General features: G+C 62.9%; 14 protein-coding genes. 3 read left to right on the top strand and 11 right to left on the bottom strand.

The window, feature by feature from the left end; all coding sequences use genetic code 11:
• Positions 1–15: 15 nt before the first annotated feature.
• The 10 genes from BHMPCIPO_RS21520 to BHMPCIPO_RS21565 form a co-directional block, all read right to left on the bottom strand.
• On the bottom strand, positions 16–1617 hold the full coding sequence (locus BHMPCIPO_RS21520; RefSeq protein WP_173518862.1) for an MFS transporter: 1602 nt from the start codon (positions 1615–1617) through the stop codon (positions 16–18).
• Positions 1614–2072 carry a DoxX family protein gene (locus BHMPCIPO_RS21525; protein WP_173518863.1) on the bottom strand — a complete coding sequence of 153 codons (459 nt, stop codon included), beginning with the start codon at positions 2070–2072 and terminating at the stop codon, positions 1614–1616. The genes BHMPCIPO_RS21520 and BHMPCIPO_RS21525 overlap by 4 nt, the downstream gene beginning before the upstream one ends.
• A gap of 28 nt (positions 2073–2100) precedes the next feature.
• Entirely contained in the window at positions 2101–2337 is a 237-nt protein-coding gene (locus BHMPCIPO_RS21530; protein ID WP_173518864.1) for a hypothetical protein, read from the bottom strand.
• Positions 2338–2356: 19 nt separating this feature from the next.
• Positions 2357–4339, bottom strand: a complete 1983-nt coding sequence (locus BHMPCIPO_RS21535) for an amidohydrolase (protein ID WP_173520131.1) — start codon at positions 4337–4339, stop codon at positions 2357–2359.
• Entirely contained in the window at positions 4339–4632 is a 294-nt protein-coding gene (locus BHMPCIPO_RS21540) for a XapX domain-containing protein (protein ID WP_173518865.1), read from the bottom strand. Before BHMPCIPO_RS21540 ends, BHMPCIPO_RS21535 begins: the two co-directional genes overlap by 1 nt.
• A gap of 120 nt (positions 4633–4752) precedes the next feature.
• Positions 4753–5403, bottom strand: coding sequence for a hydrolase (locus tag BHMPCIPO_RS21545; RefSeq protein WP_173518866.1), 651 nt, complete (start codon positions 5401–5403; stop codon positions 4753–4755).
• Positions 5404–5583: 180 nt separating this feature from the next.
• A complete protein-coding gene (locus tag BHMPCIPO_RS21550) occupies positions 5584–6486 on the bottom strand; it encodes a helix-turn-helix domain-containing protein (RefSeq protein WP_173518867.1) in 903 nt (300 codons plus the stop codon).
• A gap of 244 nt (positions 6487–6730) precedes the next feature.
• Positions 6731–7639: a helix-turn-helix domain-containing protein gene (locus BHMPCIPO_RS21555; RefSeq protein ID WP_173518868.1), complete on the bottom strand. Its 909-nt coding sequence runs from the start codon at positions 7637–7639 to the stop codon at positions 6731–6733.
• A 135-nt stretch (positions 7640–7774) separates the two neighbouring features.
• The gene (locus tag BHMPCIPO_RS21560) at positions 7775–8665 is read right to left on the bottom strand and encodes a helix-turn-helix domain-containing protein (RefSeq protein WP_173518869.1); all 891 of its coding nucleotides are present in this window, start codon (positions 8663–8665) and stop codon (positions 7775–7777) included.
• 230 nt (positions 8666–8895) lie between these two features.
• Positions 8896–9795 carry a LysR family transcriptional regulator gene (locus BHMPCIPO_RS21565; protein WP_173518870.1) on the bottom strand — a complete coding sequence of 300 codons (900 nt, stop codon included), beginning with the start codon at positions 9793–9795 and terminating at the stop codon, positions 8896–8898.
• Between the two features lie 179 nt (positions 9796–9974).
• Here BHMPCIPO_RS21565 and BHMPCIPO_RS21570 point away from each other — a divergent pair, with 179 nt between their 5' ends.
• The gene (locus BHMPCIPO_RS21570) at positions 9975–10607 is read left to right on the top strand and encodes an alpha/beta hydrolase (RefSeq protein WP_173518871.1); all 633 of its coding nucleotides are present in this window, start codon (positions 9975–9977) and stop codon (positions 10605–10607) included.
• A gap of 17 nt (positions 10608–10624) precedes the next feature.
• Here BHMPCIPO_RS21570 and BHMPCIPO_RS21575 read toward each other — a convergent pair whose 3' ends face one another.
• Positions 10625–12847, bottom strand: coding sequence for an aq_1923 C-terminal domain (locus tag BHMPCIPO_RS21575; RefSeq protein ID WP_173518872.1), 2223 nt, complete (start codon positions 12845–12847; stop codon positions 10625–10627).
• A 449-nt stretch (positions 12848–13296) separates the two neighbouring features.
• Between BHMPCIPO_RS21575 and katG the strand changes: the two genes are divergently transcribed.
• A complete protein-coding gene (gene katG, locus BHMPCIPO_RS21580; protein ID WP_173518873.1) occupies positions 13297–15504 on the top strand; it encodes a catalase/peroxidase HPI in 2208 nt (735 codons plus the stop codon).
• Between the two features lie 418 nt (positions 15505–15922).
• Positions 15923–17035: an efflux RND transporter periplasmic adaptor subunit gene (locus BHMPCIPO_RS21585; RefSeq protein WP_173518874.1), complete on the top strand. Its 1113-nt coding sequence runs from the start codon at positions 15923–15925 to the stop codon at positions 17033–17035.
• Positions 17036–17038: the final 3 nt, after the last annotated feature.

Below are 17038 nucleotides of genomic sequence, written 5' to 3' on the forward strand. Positions count from 1 at the left end.
GGAACGCCACCCGCTTCAACCGAGATGCGGCCGGTTGATCGCGAGAAGGTGGTGAACGACCGGTGCCGCCGGTCCCTTGTGAAAGCGACGAACGTTTTCCTGGACATCGGCATCCGCCTTGGACACGCGCTTGTGCTGGCGCAGATGCTCAGCCCAGGACTCGACCATGAACCACTCCACCATGCGGCCGGTATCAGCCGCGTCCTCGGTCACGCCCCAGCCATAGGCGCCGTCGCGGCGACGCTCATGCGACAGGCGGGCAAGCGCCTTCAGGAATTCGGAACGATCCGCCTTTTCGACTGAGTATTCGATCAGCACGAGCACGGGGCCCCGGTCGTGTTCGACCGGCTCGCTGGTCAGTGGCTCCGGCCAATGGTTGGAGGGGATGAGGTCCGCCTCTCCCTTCGGCAGTTTCATGGTGTGAAAGACGCCCCCGACGCACAGAAGGCCGACGGCCGCCACTCCCAGGGTGAAGGGCACGCCGATCGCCTCGGCGATCGCGCCCCAGGCAAGGCTGCCACCGGTCATGGCACCATTGAAAACGGTAAGATAGACGGCGAGGGTACGCCCCCGCACCCAGTTTGGAAGGATGGCTTGCGCGGTGCTGTTCAGGGTCGTCAGCGCCGTAATCCAGGCGGCGCCGCAAACGAGCAGCGCCACAACCGCCACCCATTGCGCCGGCGCGAAGGAGAGCACGCCCATCACCGCGGCCGTGAATACGGCCGCAAGCAGTAGCAGCCCGTCCGCATCCATCCGGGCGCGCAGGCGCGGCATCACCAGCGCGCCGCCGATCGCACCGGCGCCGACGGCACCGAGCAGGATGCCGTAGAAGCTGGCGCCACCGCCGAGAAGCTGACGGGCGACCAGCGGCAGGAGCGCCCAAATCGCGCTCGAAAACGCGAAGAACACGGCGGCACGCAGCAGGACAACGTGCAGTTCGCGGCTGGCGCGGGCGTAACGCAACCCCGCCCGGAAGGCGCCGAAGAAGCGCTCTGCAAGAGCGTCGTCTTCCGCCGCCCCGCGCCGCCACCACAGGAGTGCCGCGATCACGAAGGCATAGCTGATGACGTCGACGCCATAGGTGACGGCGGCGCCGAACCAGGCAAGCAGCAGACCGCCGAGTGCCGGACCGATCGCGCGGGCGATGTTGATGCCGAGCGAGTTCAGCGCCACGGCGCCCTTGACGTCCTGCCTTGAGACGAGCTCGGGCACGATCGCCTGCCAGGTCGGGGCGACCAGTGCCGCGCCGATGCCGCCCACAAAGGTCAGCGCGATCAGCGAACTCACGGACTGCAATCCGGTCGCGGAGAGAAACAGCAGGCAAAGGCTTGCGGACGCGAGCAGGAACTGCACCACAATCAGGAACTTGCGTCGGTCGAGGATATCCGAGAGGACACCCGCGGGAATGGCGAGCAGGAAGATCGGCAGCGTCGCCGCCGCCTGGACCATAGAAACGGCGGCCGGCGTCGCAGAAAGGTCTGTGACCAGCCAGGAGCTGGCGACATCACGAATGAAGCTGCCGGTATTGCCGATGATCGTCGCGACCCAGAGAACCGCGAAGACCTTCTGCCGGAGCGGTGCAAACGTGCCTGCGCCCTGCTTCGCTGCCGCCGTCATCGCCCTGCCCTCCTTGCGGACGCCCGTTGGCTGAGATCGTAGCAGGCGACGAGCAGGAAGGCACCGGCGAGACCGATATGCTCGAAGAATCCGTTCGTCGCCATCGCCCGTTCCATGCCCGGCGGCAGCTCCCAGAAGCGAAACGCAAGGAAGGTGGCAGCCAGTGTGAACGCGGCAAGCGCACTGGCTGCCGCCCAGCGATAGAACCCCATGAGAATGAGGGCCGACATCAGAAGCTCGAAGATGATCACGCCGACGGCAAAGAGCGGTGCCGGATGCAGACCGAAGTGGTCCATCTCGGCAAGCGCACCCGGAAAGTCGAAGATCTTCGTGAGCGGCCCCTGGATGTAAGCCGAGCAGAGCGCCAGCAGCCCGATGAACACGACGCGGCTGCCGGCAAGGCTCGGCCGAAGGCGAGCGACGAGATGGCTTTCAAGGGAGGAAAGGCTCAGCATTTTGGTTCCTTGTCAGGCGGCCTTCAACTCAACGGGGAGCCGGACTGCCCTCATCGCGTTTGCTGTCATTCGAGATGGCGATCGGGGTCTGGGACACGCCTTTGTAGTAGGCGCCATGCTTCGACGCCGGATGGTTCACCACGACCTTCGCCCAGGGGTGCCGGACGCCGGCCGTTGGCGAGGCTGAGGCGCAAACAGGAGCAAGCGACGAGCTGATCAGGATTGAGACCGCCGCCATCGCCGCAGTCCCGACTATCGTTCGCATTTGATCCCTCCACTCTTCCTCACACGGCCCAGCACGAGCAGCCGAGCGCCCCGAAGAAGCCCTTGAGATCGGCGATCGGCAGGCGGGACGTCCAGGCGCCGGCGTGGTCGTGGCCATGGACGCCGCAATTGCTGGCGCAGCCACAGGAGCTGATCGCGGTCCGCCGGAGGGAATTCTTGCCGGCACCATCGGGCTCGCCCCAGGCAGCATAGCCGCCGAAGCTTCGCACCGGCGACCAGTCCGGCATCGCCGGCGGCAACGGGTTTTCGTCGTGGGGCGCAAAATCTCCCGCCGCATAGACGATCTTGCCGCCGACCATCGTGAGCTCCGAGGTGAGGAACGAGATCTCGTCCTCGGCGCAGTTGAAATAGTCCTTGTCCGGCACGATCAGGTCGGCGAACTGCCCCTTCTCGATGCGCCCCTTCTTGCCCTCCTCGTTGGAGAACCACTGCACCTTTTCGGTCCACATCCTCAGCGCCGTTTCGCGGTCGAGACAATTGGCGCGCGGATAGAGCTGCATGCCGCCGACGGTCTTGCCGGTGACCATCCAGGACAGCGAGACCCAGGGATTGTAGGAGGCAACGCGGGTCGCGTCGGTACCGGCGGAAACCTTGACGCCCTTTTCGAGCATCTTCGCCACCGGCGGTGTCGCTTCCGCCGCCCCATGGCCATAACGCTCGACGAAATACTCGCCCTGATAGGCCATGCGATGCTGGACGGCGATGCCGCCGCCGAGTGCGGCGATCCGGTCGATCGACCGGTCGGATATCGTCTCGGCATGGTCGAAGAACCAGTTGATGCCGGAAAGCGGGATATCCTGGTTGACCTTCTCGAAAACGTCGAGCGCGCGGGTGATCGTCTCGTCATAGGTCGCATGCAGCCGCCAGGGCCAACGGTTCTCGGCCAGGATCCGGACGACCTCTTCGAGTTCCCCCTCCATTTCCGGCGGCATGTCCGGACGCGGCTCGCGGAAGTCCTCGAAATCGGCGGCCGAGAAGACCAGCATCTCGCCGGCGCCGTTGTGACGGAAGTAGTCGTTGCCCTGCTTGTATTTGACCGAGGAGGTCCACTTCAGGAAGTCTTCCTTCTCCTGCTTCGGCTTCTGGGTAAAGAGGTTGTAGGCGAGGCGCACGGTCATCTGGCCCTCATCCGACAGCTTCTGGATGACGGCGTAGTCGTCCGGGTAGTTCTGGAAGCCGCCGCCGGCATCGATGACGCTGGTCACCCCCAGCCGGTTGAGCTCGCGCATGAAATGGCGGGTCGAGTTGAGCTGATAGTCGAAGGGCAGTTTCGGCCCCTTGGCGAGCGTCGAATAGAGGATGCCGGCATTGGGCTTTGCAAGCAGCAGACCGGTCGGGTTGCCGTTGGCGTCCCGGCTGATCTCCCCGCCCGGCGGGTTCGGCGTGTCCTTGGTGTAGCCGACCGCCCGAAGGGCTGCGGCATTGAGCAGTGCCCGGTCATAGAGATGCAGCAGAAACACCGGCGTATCCGGCGCCACCGCGTTGATCTCGTCGATGGTCGGCAGCCGCTTCTCCGCGAACTGGTGCTCCGTGAAGCCGCCGACGACGCGCACCCATTGCGGCGCCGGCGTGATCGCCACCTGCCGCTTCAGCATCGCCATTGCATCGGCGAGCGAGCGCACCCCGTCCCAGCGCAGTTCCATGTTGAAGTTCAGACCGCCGCGCACGACGTGGGTGTGGTTGTCGTTGAGGCCAGGCAGGACGCGCTTGCCCTTGAGGTCGATCTTTTTCGTGGCTGACCCGGCCAGTGCCATCACCGTCCGGTCGTCGCCGACGGCAAGAATGAGGCCGTCCTTAATCGCAATCGCGGTCGCAGCCGGGTTGGCGCGGTCGAGCGTCGTGACAAGGCCGTTGTGAAGGATCAGGTCGGGCGTCATCGAGGGGTCTCCGGTCTGTTGGGCGCCGGCGCTACGGACCGACGAAAAAAGGGCAGGCAGGGCAAGCGACGATGCCGCGCCGAGGAAGGAGCGTCGCGTCGGCATCATCCGACCCTTTCATCGTTGAGCGCCGCATCCTTCGCCTTGCCGGCGGTGGCCTGGGCGCCGCCAGGGAGGTGGCCGAACATGTGCGGCATGCACTGCAGATTGAACCAGCTGAGATTGACCGGTTCACCCGACAGGACGCGCTTGACCAGCGGGACGGATTGCTCCCCGACGAGGATGCCGAGCAGTCCGACCAGCGCGACGACGGGCGGCGCCGGCGAGCGGACGTTCAAGAGGGAATAGATGACGCCGACCAGCACCCCGGCTGCGAGCGAGAGAAGATACATCTTCATCGCCAACTCCTTCACGAATGACATTGCCGCCCCGGCGACCGCAAGCGCGGCCAGAGCGTTCATCCAGGGCGCCGCGCGTTCAGAGAAACGCGCGGCGCCCACTTTGATCAGAGCGTCCCGTCAGTGCCCTTCGGAAGCGCCGAACATCGACTTGGCGTAGATGATGCCGAGGCCATAGGCGCCGCCGAACTTCTTGGCGATGCCGGTGGTCATGTCGTAGGTCTCGATGCGTGCCCAGTCGCGCTGAAGCTCGAGCATGTATTGCAGCGAAGTCATCGGCCGCACGCCGGCCTGCACCATGCGGTCCATCGCGCGCTCATGCGCCTCGTCGGAGACGTCGCCGCAGGCGTCGGCAATGACATAAACCTCAAAACCCTGGTCGAGCGCCGACAGCGTCGGACCGACGATGCAGACGGACGTCCAGAGCCCGCACATGACGAGGCGCTTCTTGCCGATGCGGTTGACCTCTTCGATCACGGCCGCGTCTTCCCAGGTGTTCATCGAAGTGCGGTCCAAGAGCTTCTGGCCCGGGAAGGCATCGGTGATCTCGGAGAACATCGGACCGGAGAAGGTCTTCTCGGCAACGGTGGTGAGAATGGTCGAAACGCCGAATCCCGCGGCCGCATGGGCGACCAGCGCCGCATTGTTGCGCAGGAGAACCGCGTCGATCGACTTGGTCGCAAAGGACATCTGCGACTGGAAGTCGATCATGATCAGGGTGTGATCCCTGGGCGAGACGAGGAGTTTGCCGGGGGTCGCTGTCGCGGACATGGTCGTGGCCTCTTTCTGTTGAAACTCACTCCGATCGGAGAGGCTCAACTATGCCGTCGACGGCGGTCCCGTTCTTGTCGCCAAAGATGGATTTTTGAAAGTTTCGCTCGCCATGCCAGCGGCCGACAATCTGGTCCGAGCCGCTTCACCGCACAACTATACTTTTGGTAGCCCGAAAGATTACTGGCTGCGGCGCCACAGACGCGGTGTCGTCCCGACCGCCTGCACGAAGGCACGGGTAAAATGGCTCTGATCCGAAAAGCCGCAGGTGGACGCGATCTCGCTCAGCGGTGTGGAGGAGAACTGCAGCAGGTCCTTGGCCTTTTCGATCCTTTGCTGCAGCAGCCAGCGATACGGCGTGCTTCCCATGGTCTCCCGAAAGGCGCGAAGAAAAGCGGCCTGCGACAGATTGCAGGTCGAGGCCAACTCCTCCACGGTGAGCCCGCCGTCAAGACGGGCCTGCACGAGTTCGCGGATCTTTGCCTGGCAGCGCTGCGAGAGCCTACGCCCCCCCGCCAAGCTATCGCCGCGGCCGTTGCCGTACTGTCGCACCATATGCACGCCGATTGCGACCGAGAGCTGGTCGACGAACAGGGCGCTTCGATCCGTGTGGCCGTCCACCGATGCAAACAAGGCGCCGAGCATGCCGCCGAGAACGGGATCGGGAGAGCCGGAAATGGATCTGAGCTCGCTGACACCGGTAAGATCTGCCGCATCCGCAATGCGCTGCAGCGCACCGTAGCCGATTTCAAGCAGGGTAAAGTCAAAGGACCCTTTCAGATCCGCCTTGTAATCGTCGGCGAAGTTCCTGACGTAAATCGAGTTCTGGCCGAATTCCTGGATCGCCGAATGATGCTCCCCGAAGACCCGACGGCTATGGCCGCCTGAAAGCGACAGGCCAATCAGATATCCCCGTCCATTGCCGGGCGTCGTGACCCGGCCCGGCGGCCCTGCAAGCGATCGCTTGCGATAAAAGACCATGTCGCGGCCTTCGATCGTCCTGTCGTCGTCGAGTTGGTCCAGCGAGCATCCGAGGCTGTCGCGCGGCCGCGTTCCGGCCGAGGCAGCGGAGGCATTCGTCATCGTCTTCGCTCCTGTTTGTCGCGACCACCTGCCAAAACCTCCTGCAGCGCTGATGAAAACGAAAAGCGCGGAACCATACTGACGCGCGGATCGCGGCGCGCTTGAAACGCGTGCACGCAATTCATTCTCATATTCACCAGATCGTCTGCAGGAGCGGCGTATGATTGCCCCGACCGCGGCGGCATTCTTGCACGCTTTTCATGTATTTTGAATGATCCGTATGAGGGCGCGCCCTCTTTCCGCGCTATAGCTGAGATCGATCGACCGCCACGCTGACGGCCCGGTTCTTTTTCCTGAAACGCGCCGGTGTTTCTCCCGTCTGGCTGGTGAAAACCCGGGTCATGTGGCTCTGGTCGGCAAAACCGCAGTGGATCGCGATTTCGGCAAGAGGGATGTCCTGAAGCAGACACTCCTTGACCCGTGCAATCCGGTACTCGGTCAGCCACCTGGAAGGCGTGCGCCCGAAGCTCTCCTTGAAAGCCTTGTTGAAATAGCTGCGCGAGAGCTCGCACTGAGCCGCGAGATCGCCGATTGAAAACGCCTTGTTGAAGTGTGCGACCAGAAACTCCGTTGCCTGCCTCTCCTGCCAGGGCGCCAGCGTGCCTTTCTTGTCGACAGGGAAATGCAAGCCGCCATAGGTCTGGCTGAGATGAGCCAGTGCCGCGAGGTTGATCTGTTCGACGAAAAGCAGATTGGCCCGGTCCGGCTCGTCGAGCGAAGGCAGCAGTGCCTGGGCAAGGCCGAACATCACCGGATCGACCCGTCCCTGCACCGGCGAGAGCGACACATACTCGCCGCGCCCCGCCCTTTCGGTGAAGGTCCGCATGCAGGAAAAGGGGATGTGGAAGCGGACATTGTCGAAGGGAGACAGGTGATGGCACTGCCATTGATCCCGAAGGTCGGTGATCGCGAGCGATGCCTTTGAGTGCCCGCCTTCGTAGACGAGCTCGCCACGGCGCCACAGCCGATGCGCCTCGAAATCGCGCATCTGGACGATGACGTTGAAGGCGTCGGCGACGGGGATCATCGGCCCGAGCTCCAGATCGAAACGATCCGAGAAGGTTCTCGTCACGGTGATCTCGCCCGCGCTGATCTTTTTGACAGTGGGGCGCGACGTGCGATCGCCGGCGCTCAATCCCTCATGCAAGGCCATCGGTCACGCTCTCCCGATTTCCAGCTCGGCCGTCCGCTTCAGCGGCCGGGCAGATGCTACACCGGTTGGCCACCACATGACAGCGGCAATTCCCGCGGCGCTTCTCAGAGCTTCATGGGTCAACGTCGTGTCCCCTCACTGCAGCCAGCGCGCACGCCAGGCAGCGGGCGTAACCCCTGTCACCTCGCGAAAGGCTTCGATGAAACGCGTCTCGTCGGCATAGCCGCAACTGGCAGCGACTTTGGCGCACGACCAGCCCTCCTCGATCAGGTAGCGTTTCGCTCGACCGATCCTGTAGCGTATCAACCACTCTTCCGGCGTTTGTCCGGTCACGGCCACGAAGGCTGCGGCAAAGTCGCCCTGCGACAGGTTCGCGGCCGCCGCCGCCGCCGCCATCGAAAAGTCCTTGGCCCAATGGTCGATCATGAAATCCTTGGCCGCCTTCTCCTGCCATACGGACAGATCCGGGCCGCCGGATAGAGTGGCGCGATCCGGATAGGAGTGCAGGAGATGTGCGCAAATGGCGACGGCAATATGCCGCAGCACCGGACCAGGTTCGTTCTCACTCTCCGCAAGCAGCGGCAGCAGGGCCAAGGCAAGATTGTGCATGACGTCGTCGATCTCGCCGCGGCGGCACCGCAGACCAGTGGCGGCGGGAGCGTGCGAGAACTCCGAGACTTCGCGCAACAAGGCCCGCGGCAGATGAAAGGCGACTGAATCGAGATCGCTGACAAGTCGGATGCTGGCGCCCTGAACGAGATCGACGAGACAGATCGATCCTTGCCGGTAACGGCGAATTTCACTGTCGCTTGCGCCCGCAACCACGTCGCAATGCATGACGTCCTTGAAATAGAACATCAGGAAATAGGCGTCGTCCGCGGGAAGGGAGACGACACGGCTCAATGCTCCATTGAGCCGGCACTTGAGACGCGTGACCGAAAACCGAGCGTCGCGGACGGGCCGAACCATGAGCGACCGCGCCTTCGGCTCGCCGAAATGCGCTCCAATGCCATTCGGATCTGTCATAACCTGCCGTCCACCCTCGCCTCCTGGCGATGGAGTTCATTCCTCGCGTGGAACCGGCCCCAATGCTTGATCGACCCGATGGCGAACGCACAGGGGATCATCTCGCGATTGCCGTCCATGTCAGGGAAAAGATGCGGGGGCCTGCCGCCAATTTCTTGTATCCTTTGCTCACATTTAGCCCCAAACGACTCCGTTTTGAGGGAAAATCCGTTCGACATGAACCGATCGGGCTAGAGCGGTCGCGTTTCGGTGACATAGCTCTCGAAGAAATCCGAGAACTTGGCAACCCTCAGCGGCAGCCGTTCATAGGGCGGATAATAGAGCGTGAGCCACAGTTGCGGGGCCTCCCACCCATCGAGGATCTGCTTGAGCGCTCCAGTTGCCAGCGCATCCTCGACGATGAAAAGCGGCAGGAGCGCGATGCCCTCTCCATTTTCCGCAAGCCTCGCGACGAACTCGCCATTGTTGGCAGCCAAGGTCTGGCCGGCCCTGACCCTTCGCGCCCGGCCCTGGGATGTGAGTTCCCAGGTCTCCGAGATCGCCTGTCCGTCATAGGCAAGGCAGCCGTGACGGTCGAGATCATCCGGCGTCTGCGGGGATCCATATCTGGCGAGGTAACCGGGCGACGCGACCAGCACGCGCCGCACCGGGCAGATCCGGCGCCAGATCGTCGATTTGTCGCGCGGCGGTTCCGACACGCGGACAGCAAGATCGAAATCCTCGGCCACGATGTCGATGAGCCGGTCGGTCAGCGACAGCGAAATTTGCGTGCCCGGATGCTCGGCGCGAAAGCCGGTGACGATATCCGGCAGGATGTGCTGGCCGAGCGACAGCGGCGCGTTGATGCGGATCAGTCCGGCGACGTCGCCGTGCTGCTCACGCAGATCCTCGCGCGCTTCATCGAACTGGCGGATCAATGGCTCGATACGCGCCGCATAGACCGCGCCAGCCGAGGTCAATGATACCTGGCGTGTCGTGCGCAGCAGCAACTGAACCCCGAGGTCGTCTTCCAAAGCACTGACTGCGCGGGTGACACTTGGCGCCGTCATCGAAAGCTGGCGCGCTGCGGCGGTAAAGCTTCGCTGTTTCGCCACCGCCAGGAAGACGCGGATATCACTCAAATCGCTCATGCGAAATAATTGCGATAAATGCAATAATATTGTCAATATTATTGCTGTTCATTTTGCCTATGAATGCACCGATCCTTGTCTCGGGAGAAGCGCGACGCGTGGCGTGCTGACCGGGATCAGGCAGCAGTGCCTGCGGCCTCGACGACGGCCTCTCGATCTCCCAAATCGGGAGTGGCAGCATGACAATCTCACGTTTCGACGAGCAGGTGGAACAGTTCAGGCACGACGCACCGATCGTCTTTGCTTTCTACGATCCCGGTCCGGACGATCCGGTCGCAGGGCTGATCGCCAGCATACTACCGGATGCCCAGGTGTTTTCTTTCAATAAAGGCACGAGAGATACCGATCCCGCGCGCCCTTCCCGGATCAGCGACGCGATGCCCGATATGCAGGCATTCGCTGTTCATGTGGAAGACTTGACAAACGTCATTACCGATAAGCGGCGCCTATATGATGGCAGGACCGCCTATGGGATCGGCTACACGACCGGAGCGACGGTGCTCACGGCGCTCCTGGTCAAACGCCCTGATCTGTTCGATCGCGCCGCCTTGTTGCATCCCCTCGTTGCGTGGACGCCGCCCGGCAATGCCGGGCTTGCGGGCAAACCGGTCCTCGTCACGGGCGGCCAGGACGATCCGGCTCGCCCATTGGCGCTTATCGAGCGGCTGGTCGACTATCTTGCCGGACAAAAGGCTGATGTCCGAGCCCTCTACAATCGCGGCACGCATGAGATCGGACGGGAAGAAATGATGGCACTGCGAGAATTCCTAGAGGAACCCATAGGCAGAAGAGATGCGAGCCGCGTCGGCTGACGCGGCCCGCAATCGCGTTACTGTGCCGTGGCTTCGAGGTCGACCTTGTCGAGCAGAAGCGCGGGGTTTTCGGCAGCGCCCATCAGCTCGAGGGCGCCGATCCCGGCTTCATCCTTGGCCTTGACCTTCAGGGTGAAGGCGCCGGGCTTGCTGATGAACTGGGTAAACGCAGTTGCCGCGTCCTGCAGCTTCGGCTGGGTGGCAGCAAAATGCTGCACGCCTGCGCTCGTCATCAGCACGAGGAGCCCACGAACGCTGTCCTCGGTCATGTGGTTGTCCTCGGCATAGAGCTTGATGCCCTTGGCCAAGATGCCCTTGTCTTCAAGCTTGAGCGTGGCTTCCCGGGCCGTGAGGCCGAAGAGCGCCACCTGCGCAGCGGTCATGTCGCCGGAGAAGAAATCCTTGCTGGCGCCTCCCATCAAGCCGGAGAAGGAGAAGCTGCCCATGTCCTTGCCGTTCACGGAGATGTCCTTGATGACGAGGTTCTCGTTCGGCTCATCCCAGGCGAGCTCGACGTTGGAGGAGAACACCAGCTTGTCGAAACCCAGCTTGCGCAGCGTCGCGAAACCCTCGTCCTGCGTATCAGCCGGCACCTGCACGCTGAGATCACGGTAGGTGACCCGAACATCCGTCGGGATGCCGTTGCGCGGCTTGGTCAGAGCCACCTCGTAACTGTCGAGCGTGAAGCGCACGCGTTCGGGGACCGAAGGCACGGCATCCTGCTCGGCCGGCGCTTCGACCATCGGAGCGTCCTGGGCATCGGCCGGGACCTCTGTCTCGGATGCGGCATCCCCATCCGTCGCGGCATCACCATCGGAGGAAGCATCGCCATCGGTTGCCTCATCCGGCACGGGCTCGGTGCTGACGGACGGATCGGCCTCATTTTCGGTCGCGCTCGGGTCGCCGTCGATAATTTCGCTGTCCGTCAAGCTTGACGGCTCGGCGCCAGGCATGTCCACGTCCAGTCCGGCGATGCGGATTGTTCCGAACTCCGGCATCAGCGTCGTGAAGGGGAAGGTTTCAAACTCTTCCTCTTTCAGCCCTGCCAGCTTCGTGAGCGCCTCCATGGTCGGAGCCCAGGAGAAGCCCTTGATGCTTGCTTCGGCGAGCTTGACGTAGTCGGCACCTTCGCCGGCAGAAAGGCCGTGGAGGGAACCGTCGAAGCTGCGGCCATCGAGCTGCATCGCCACCTTGTCGACGGCGAGCTTGATCGTCTTGCCTTCCTCATCGCTGCTCTTGTCCGGCACTTCCATCTTGATGCCCGACAACTCGATGTCGCCGTTGCCGATCATGTCGACGATCGAAAGGACGCGCTTGAAGAACGCCTGCCGCTCGGCCGGCGGCAACGCCTCGGGGTCTGTTACGCCTTGCAGTTTTTCGAGCGTTTCGAGCAGGGGTTCCGCTGGCATGCGCGCAGTGAAGCCCTTGCTGCGCACTTCGTCATAGCCGAACGTCGCCTTGCCGTCGGAGAAGGCAAGGTTCTTCACCGTGATCGGGCCATAGAGCGGCTTCGGCTCCTTGTCGTCGGGTCCGGCCTTTTCCGTATAGATCCGCGTCAGATAGGCCGCATCGAAGTTCTCGCCCGTGACGGCCCCGATCGAGCCGTTCATCTGCTCGCGCTTCGTTGCGCCTTCTCCGTCAGGAACATCCATGGCAAAGGCGAAGCTTGCGCCGCTCGCCGAATAACGGGCGACGCGACCGCCCGCGATGTCCTCGAGGGCGAGATCCTTGTACACCGTCTTCTGCTCGGTACCGGCCACATCTTGGCTGATTGTCGCCTCCGGCGCCGAGATCCGTTTTGCGGCAAAACGCTCGATGCGTTTCAGGGTCGTCAACTCACCCTGATCGCCTGCCTTGGAGAGCGCGCCGGCGAAGAAGTCCGGCTCCTCGATGACCGCATGCGGCACAGAGAACTTTCCTGCGGCGATGTCGAGTTCAAGTCCCTTCACGTCAAGCTTGCCGCTCAGGAAGAAGATCTTGGGACGGCCATCGATCGCGGCGACCTGTACCTTGGTGCCATTGGCAAAGGGCAGCGTCACGTCGCGCAGGTGAAGGCGGCCGAGAAAGTCCGCCTCGACGGAGCCGGCCTTGCCACCACGCGCGGCGATGAACTTATCGACCGACCTTTCGAGCATGAACTTGCCGCCGGTCACGCCGGCGGCCGCGATCGCGATCACTGCGACGGCCGCCCAAAGCGCTTTGCGACGGCCCTTGCCGGCCCCAGTTTCTGTCTCAGCCACGATGTCTGTCCTTTCACCACGCGAAAAATGGAAAGCTCTTTGAGTCTATGCGGCTGTGACTAACCATTGATGCTTTTTTCCGCAAGTTTGGCGGGAGTGCCGTGCACCAATATTCTTGTGTGGGCTGCAATCGGCGAAGCGGTCGGACGTCATCAGAGATGCATACAAGGCTGCAAGCATGCGCTTGTTGCCCTGTCGCCCACGGCAATAGGATTGCCTTATCGCTGCCATCAGGAAATCCAACTTAAATTAATGGAACCACTTTGATAGACTCGTCAGCGCAATGAAGGAGATGCAGCCAGTGGCCAGACCGCTTCGCAAAACGACAATCAGCGACGGCACAAAGAATGCCGCAAGCCGGGCCCGGCAAACCGTTGGCCCGCACAGCCTGCTTTTCCTCTGACCCGCACAATTCACGTCATCGTAAGTCATCGTAAAGGGAGATAAAAATGGACGCGAAAGCCGACAAAACGGGCAAATGTCCCGTCATGCACGGAGCTCAGACGAGCGCTCAATCGGCCGGCACCTCGAACCGCGACTGGTGGCCGAACCAGCTCAACCTGAAGATCCTGCACCAGAATTCCTCCCTTTCCGATCCGATGGGCGAGGCGTTCAACTATGCCGAGGAATTCAAGAAGCTCGACCTGCCGGCGGTGAAGAAGGATCTCTTCGCCCTGATGACCGATTCGCAGGATTGGTGGCCGGCCGACTTCGGCCACTACGGACCGCTGTTCATCCGCATGGCCTGGCACAGCGCCGGCACCTACCGCACCGGCGACGGCCGCGGCGGCGCCGGTGCCGGGCAGCAGCGCTTCGCACCGCTCAACAGTTGGCCGGACAACGCCAACCTCGACAAGGCGCGCCGCCTCCTCTGGCCGATCAAGCAGAAATACGGCAACAGCATCTCCTGGGCCGACCTGATGATCCTCGCCGGCAACTGCGCGCTCGAATCGATGGGATTCAAGACCTTCGGTTTCGCCGGCGGCCGTCCCGATGTGTGGGAACCGGAAGAGGACATCTACTGGGGCACGGAAAAGACCTGGCTCGACGACAAGCGCTATTCGGGCGACCGGGACCTCGAAAACCCGCTCGCAGCGGTGCAGATGGGCCTGATCTACGTCAACCCGGAAGGCCCGAACGGCAACCCGGACCCGCTCGCTGCCGCCAGGGACATTCGCGAGACCTTCGCCCGCATGGCGATGAACGACGAGGAAACCGTTGCGCTGATCGCCGGCGGCCACACCTTCGGCAAGACCCACGGCGCTGGTGATGCGGCCAATGTCGGCCGCGAGCCGGAAGGTGCGGGCATCGAGGAACAGGGCCTTGGCTGGGCAAGCACCTACGGCAGCGGCCGTGGCGGCGACACCATCACCAGCGGTCTCGAAGTCACCTGGACGACGACGCCGACCAAGTGGAGCAACAACTACTTCTGGAACCTCTTCGGCTACGAATGGGAACTGACGAAGAGCCCGGCCGGCGCCCACCAGTGGACGCCGAAGCATGGCATGGGCGCCGGCACCGTCCCGGATGCGCATGACAAGTCCAAGCGTCACGCCCCGTCGATGCTGACGACCGACCTCGCGCTGCGCGTCGATCCGGCCTATGAGAAGATCTCGCGACACTTCTACGAGAACCCGGACGCTTTCGCCGACGCCTTTGCCCGCGCCTGGTACAAGCTGACCCACCGCGACATGGGTCCGCGCGCCCGCTATCTCGGCCCGGAAGTTCCGGCCGAAGAACTGATCTGGCAGGATCCCATCCCCGCCGTCGATCACCCGCTCGTCGACGCGAAGGATATCGCCGACCTCAAGGCCAAGATCCTCGCTTCGGGCCTTTCGGTCTCCGAGCTGGTTTCGACCGCCTGGGCATCCGCCGCGACCTTCCGCGGATCGGACAAGCGTGGCGGGGCCAACGGCGCCCGCATTCGCCTTGCGCCGCAGAAGGACTGGCAGGTCAACCAGCCGGCACAACTGGCAAAGGTTCTCGAAACCCTCGAAGGCATCCAGCGCGCCTTCAACGACGCGCAGTCCGGCGGCAAGAAAGTGTCGCTCGCCGACCTGATCGTGCTTGGCGGCGCCGCTGCCATCGAAAAGGCAGCGAAAGCAGCCGGCCATGACATAGAGGTTGCCTTCGCGCCGGGTCGCATGGACGCCTCGCAGGAACAGACCGACGTCGACTCCTTTGACGTTCTGGAGCCGATCGCCGACGGTTTCCGCAACTACCAGCGGACACAATATGCGGTTTCGCCGGAAGAACTGCTGATCGACAAGGCCCAGCTCTTGACGCTGACCGCGCCGGAGATGACCGTTCTCGTCGGGGGCCTGCGTGTTCTCGGCGCGAACCACGGTCCGACCAAGCATGGCGTCTTCACCGATCGTGCCGAAACGCTCAGCAACGACTTCTTCGTCAACCTGCTCGACATGAGCACGGTCTGGAAGGCGACGTCGGATGCGAAGGACGTGTTCGAAGGGCGCGACCGCAAGACCGGCGACGTCAAGTGGACGGCGACCCGCGTCGATCTCGTCTTCGGTTCGAACTCGCAGTTGAGGGCGATTGCGGAAGTCTACGGACAGGCGGATGCCAAGAAGAAGTTCGTGCGCGACTTCGTGGCCGCCTGGAACAAGGTAATGAACGCCGATCGCTTCGATCTCGTCTGAGATCCGGTCGGACTGCCGAAATCCAGTACAGATCCCGGCATCATGCCGGGATCTGGTTCGTGCACGTCGAATGCAAAGCGTCACCCAAGGTTGCAGCCACGGCTCGTTGCCCGTAATGGCCGACCACACGTTAAACGACCGCTGCCAAACGTCCCAACTAACCGGACGACCGAGAGTCCCAGGCTGTCGAGCCCTTCCGCGTCGAACAGGCCTCCCCGCGCAAGCCTTTGCTTTTGTGACAACTTCTCTCTGTCGGCATCCTCCATCGGCAAATTCGCCGTCGCTCTGCATCCGGCGCCTTATCAATCACTAATTGCGTGACTTGACGTGGATAACGTGTTCTGATTTCAACGCCATCGGGCCGCCTGCGAAGGCGACCGACGTCATCTCAAGCTGTTTCGTTCAGGGGGAACGTTGCATGCATCGCTCAAGAGTCCGGGTCGCTTCACTTTCATCAACACTCCTTGTCGCGATCTTCCTCGCGGCGCAAACCGCCTCTGCGCAGCAGGCTCCGGCGGTGGTCGTGGCGCCGGCCACGGTCATGGACCTGCGCGAGAGCGTCGATCTGACGGGTCAGGTCACCGCCATCCAGAAGGTCGATATTCGCGCCCGCGTTTCGGGCTTCCTCGAGGCCGTCAACTTCACCGAGGGACAGAAAGTCACCGCTGGCACGGTGCTCTACCAGGTCGAAGACGGTGCCTATCGCGCCGCAGTCCAGGAAATCGAGGGGCAGATCGAAGCGGCGGAAGCAGCCAAGGAACTTGCCATCCTCGAACGTGACCGCGCCGAGCAACTGCTGACGACCAAGACGATTTCTCAGGCGAAGGTGGACGAGGCCCATGCCGAGGTGAGGAAGGCCGAAGGCGATCTGGTCCGGCTCAGAGGCAGCAAGGACAACGCCGACCTCAACCTTTCCTATACGAAGATCGTCGCGCCCTTCGACGGCATCGTCGGCTTGACAGCCGCGGATGTCGGCGCGCTCGTCGGCCCGGACAGCGGGCCGCTGGTAACGCTGACTCGGCTTGATCCCATCTATGTTCAGTTTCCCGTGGCGACCGCCCTCTACCTTACCTATCGCGAGCGTGTGCTGAAGGGCGAGATCAGCGGCGGCGCCAATGTCGGGCTCGGGCTGCCGAACGGCACGGAATACAAGCAGAAGGGCACGATCAACTTTATCGCCAGCAACGTCTCGCAAGGGACGGACACAGTGACGGTGCGCGCCGAGTTCCCTAATCCGGACAGCATCCTGCTCGACGGCGCCCTGGTGCGCGTCATGCTCGAGCAATCCGACAAGCAGGAGGTTCTCGCCGTGCCGCAGCAGGCGGTCCAGCGTGATCAGCAGGGCGCCTTCGTGCTGGTGGTCGATGCGAGTTCCAAAGTGGAGCTTCGCCGCGTCGATGTCACGCGCAACACGCGCGGCCAGGCCGTCATCGGCAAAGGCCTCAAGGAAGGCGAGAACGTCATCACCGAGGGGGCGGGCAAGGTCCGACCGGGCATCGCTGTCGATGCCGCCACGGCAGCAGGTGGCTGACCC

It is taken from the genome of Ensifer sesbaniae (assembly GCF_013283665.1).
Taxonomy (GTDB): Bacteria; Pseudomonadota; Alphaproteobacteria; order Rhizobiales; family Rhizobiaceae; genus Ensifer; species Ensifer sesbaniae.

Bases quoted from the DNA above. Each gene is read 5' to 3' on its own strand.
- BHMPCIPO_RS21525 (WP_173518863.1), bottom strand. From the start codon at position 2,072: ATGCTGAGCCTTTCCTCCCTTGAAAGCCATCTCGTCGCTCGCCTTCGG.
- BHMPCIPO_RS21565 (WP_173518870.1), bottom strand. From the start codon at position 9,795: ATGAGCGATTTGAGTGATATCCGCGTCTTCCTGGCGGTGGCGAAACAG.
- BHMPCIPO_RS21555 (WP_173518868.1), bottom strand. From the start codon at position 7,639: ATGGCCTTGCATGAGGGATTGAGCGCCGGCGATCGCACGTCGCGCCCC.
- BHMPCIPO_RS21540 (WP_173518865.1), bottom strand. From the start codon at position 4,632: ATGAAGATGTATCTTCTCTCGCTCGCAGCCGGGGTGCTGGTCGGCGTC.
- BHMPCIPO_RS21520 (WP_173518862.1), bottom strand. From the start codon at position 1,617: ATGACGGCGGCAGCGAAGCAGGGCGCAGGCACGTTTGCACCGCTCCGG.
- BHMPCIPO_RS21560 (WP_173518869.1), bottom strand. From the start codon at position 8,665: ATGACAGATCCGAATGGCATTGGAGCGCATTTCGGCGAGCCGAAGGCG.
- katG (WP_173518873.1), top strand. From the start codon at position 13,297: ATGGACGCGAAAGCCGACAAAACGGGCAAATGTCCCGTCATGCACGGA.
- BHMPCIPO_RS21530 (WP_173518864.1), bottom strand. From the start codon at position 2,337: ATGCGAACGATAGTCGGGACTGCGGCGATGGCGGCGGTCTCAATCCTG.
- BHMPCIPO_RS21535 (WP_173520131.1), bottom strand. From the start codon at position 4,339: ATGCCGACGCGACGCTCCTTCCTCGGCGCGGCATCGTCGCTTGCCCTG.
- BHMPCIPO_RS21550 (WP_173518867.1), bottom strand. From the start codon at position 6,486: ATGACGAATGCCTCCGCTGCCTCGGCCGGAACGCGGCCGCGCGACAGC.
- BHMPCIPO_RS21545 (WP_173518866.1), bottom strand. From the start codon at position 5,403: ATGTCCGCGACAGCGACCCCCGGCAAACTCCTCGTCTCGCCCAGGGAT.
- BHMPCIPO_RS21585 (WP_173518874.1), top strand. From the start codon at position 15,923: ATGCATCGCTCAAGAGTCCGGGTCGCTTCACTTTCATCAACACTCCTT.
- BHMPCIPO_RS21570 (WP_173518871.1), top strand. From the start codon at position 9,975: ATGACAATCTCACGTTTCGACGAGCAGGTGGAACAGTTCAGGCACGAC.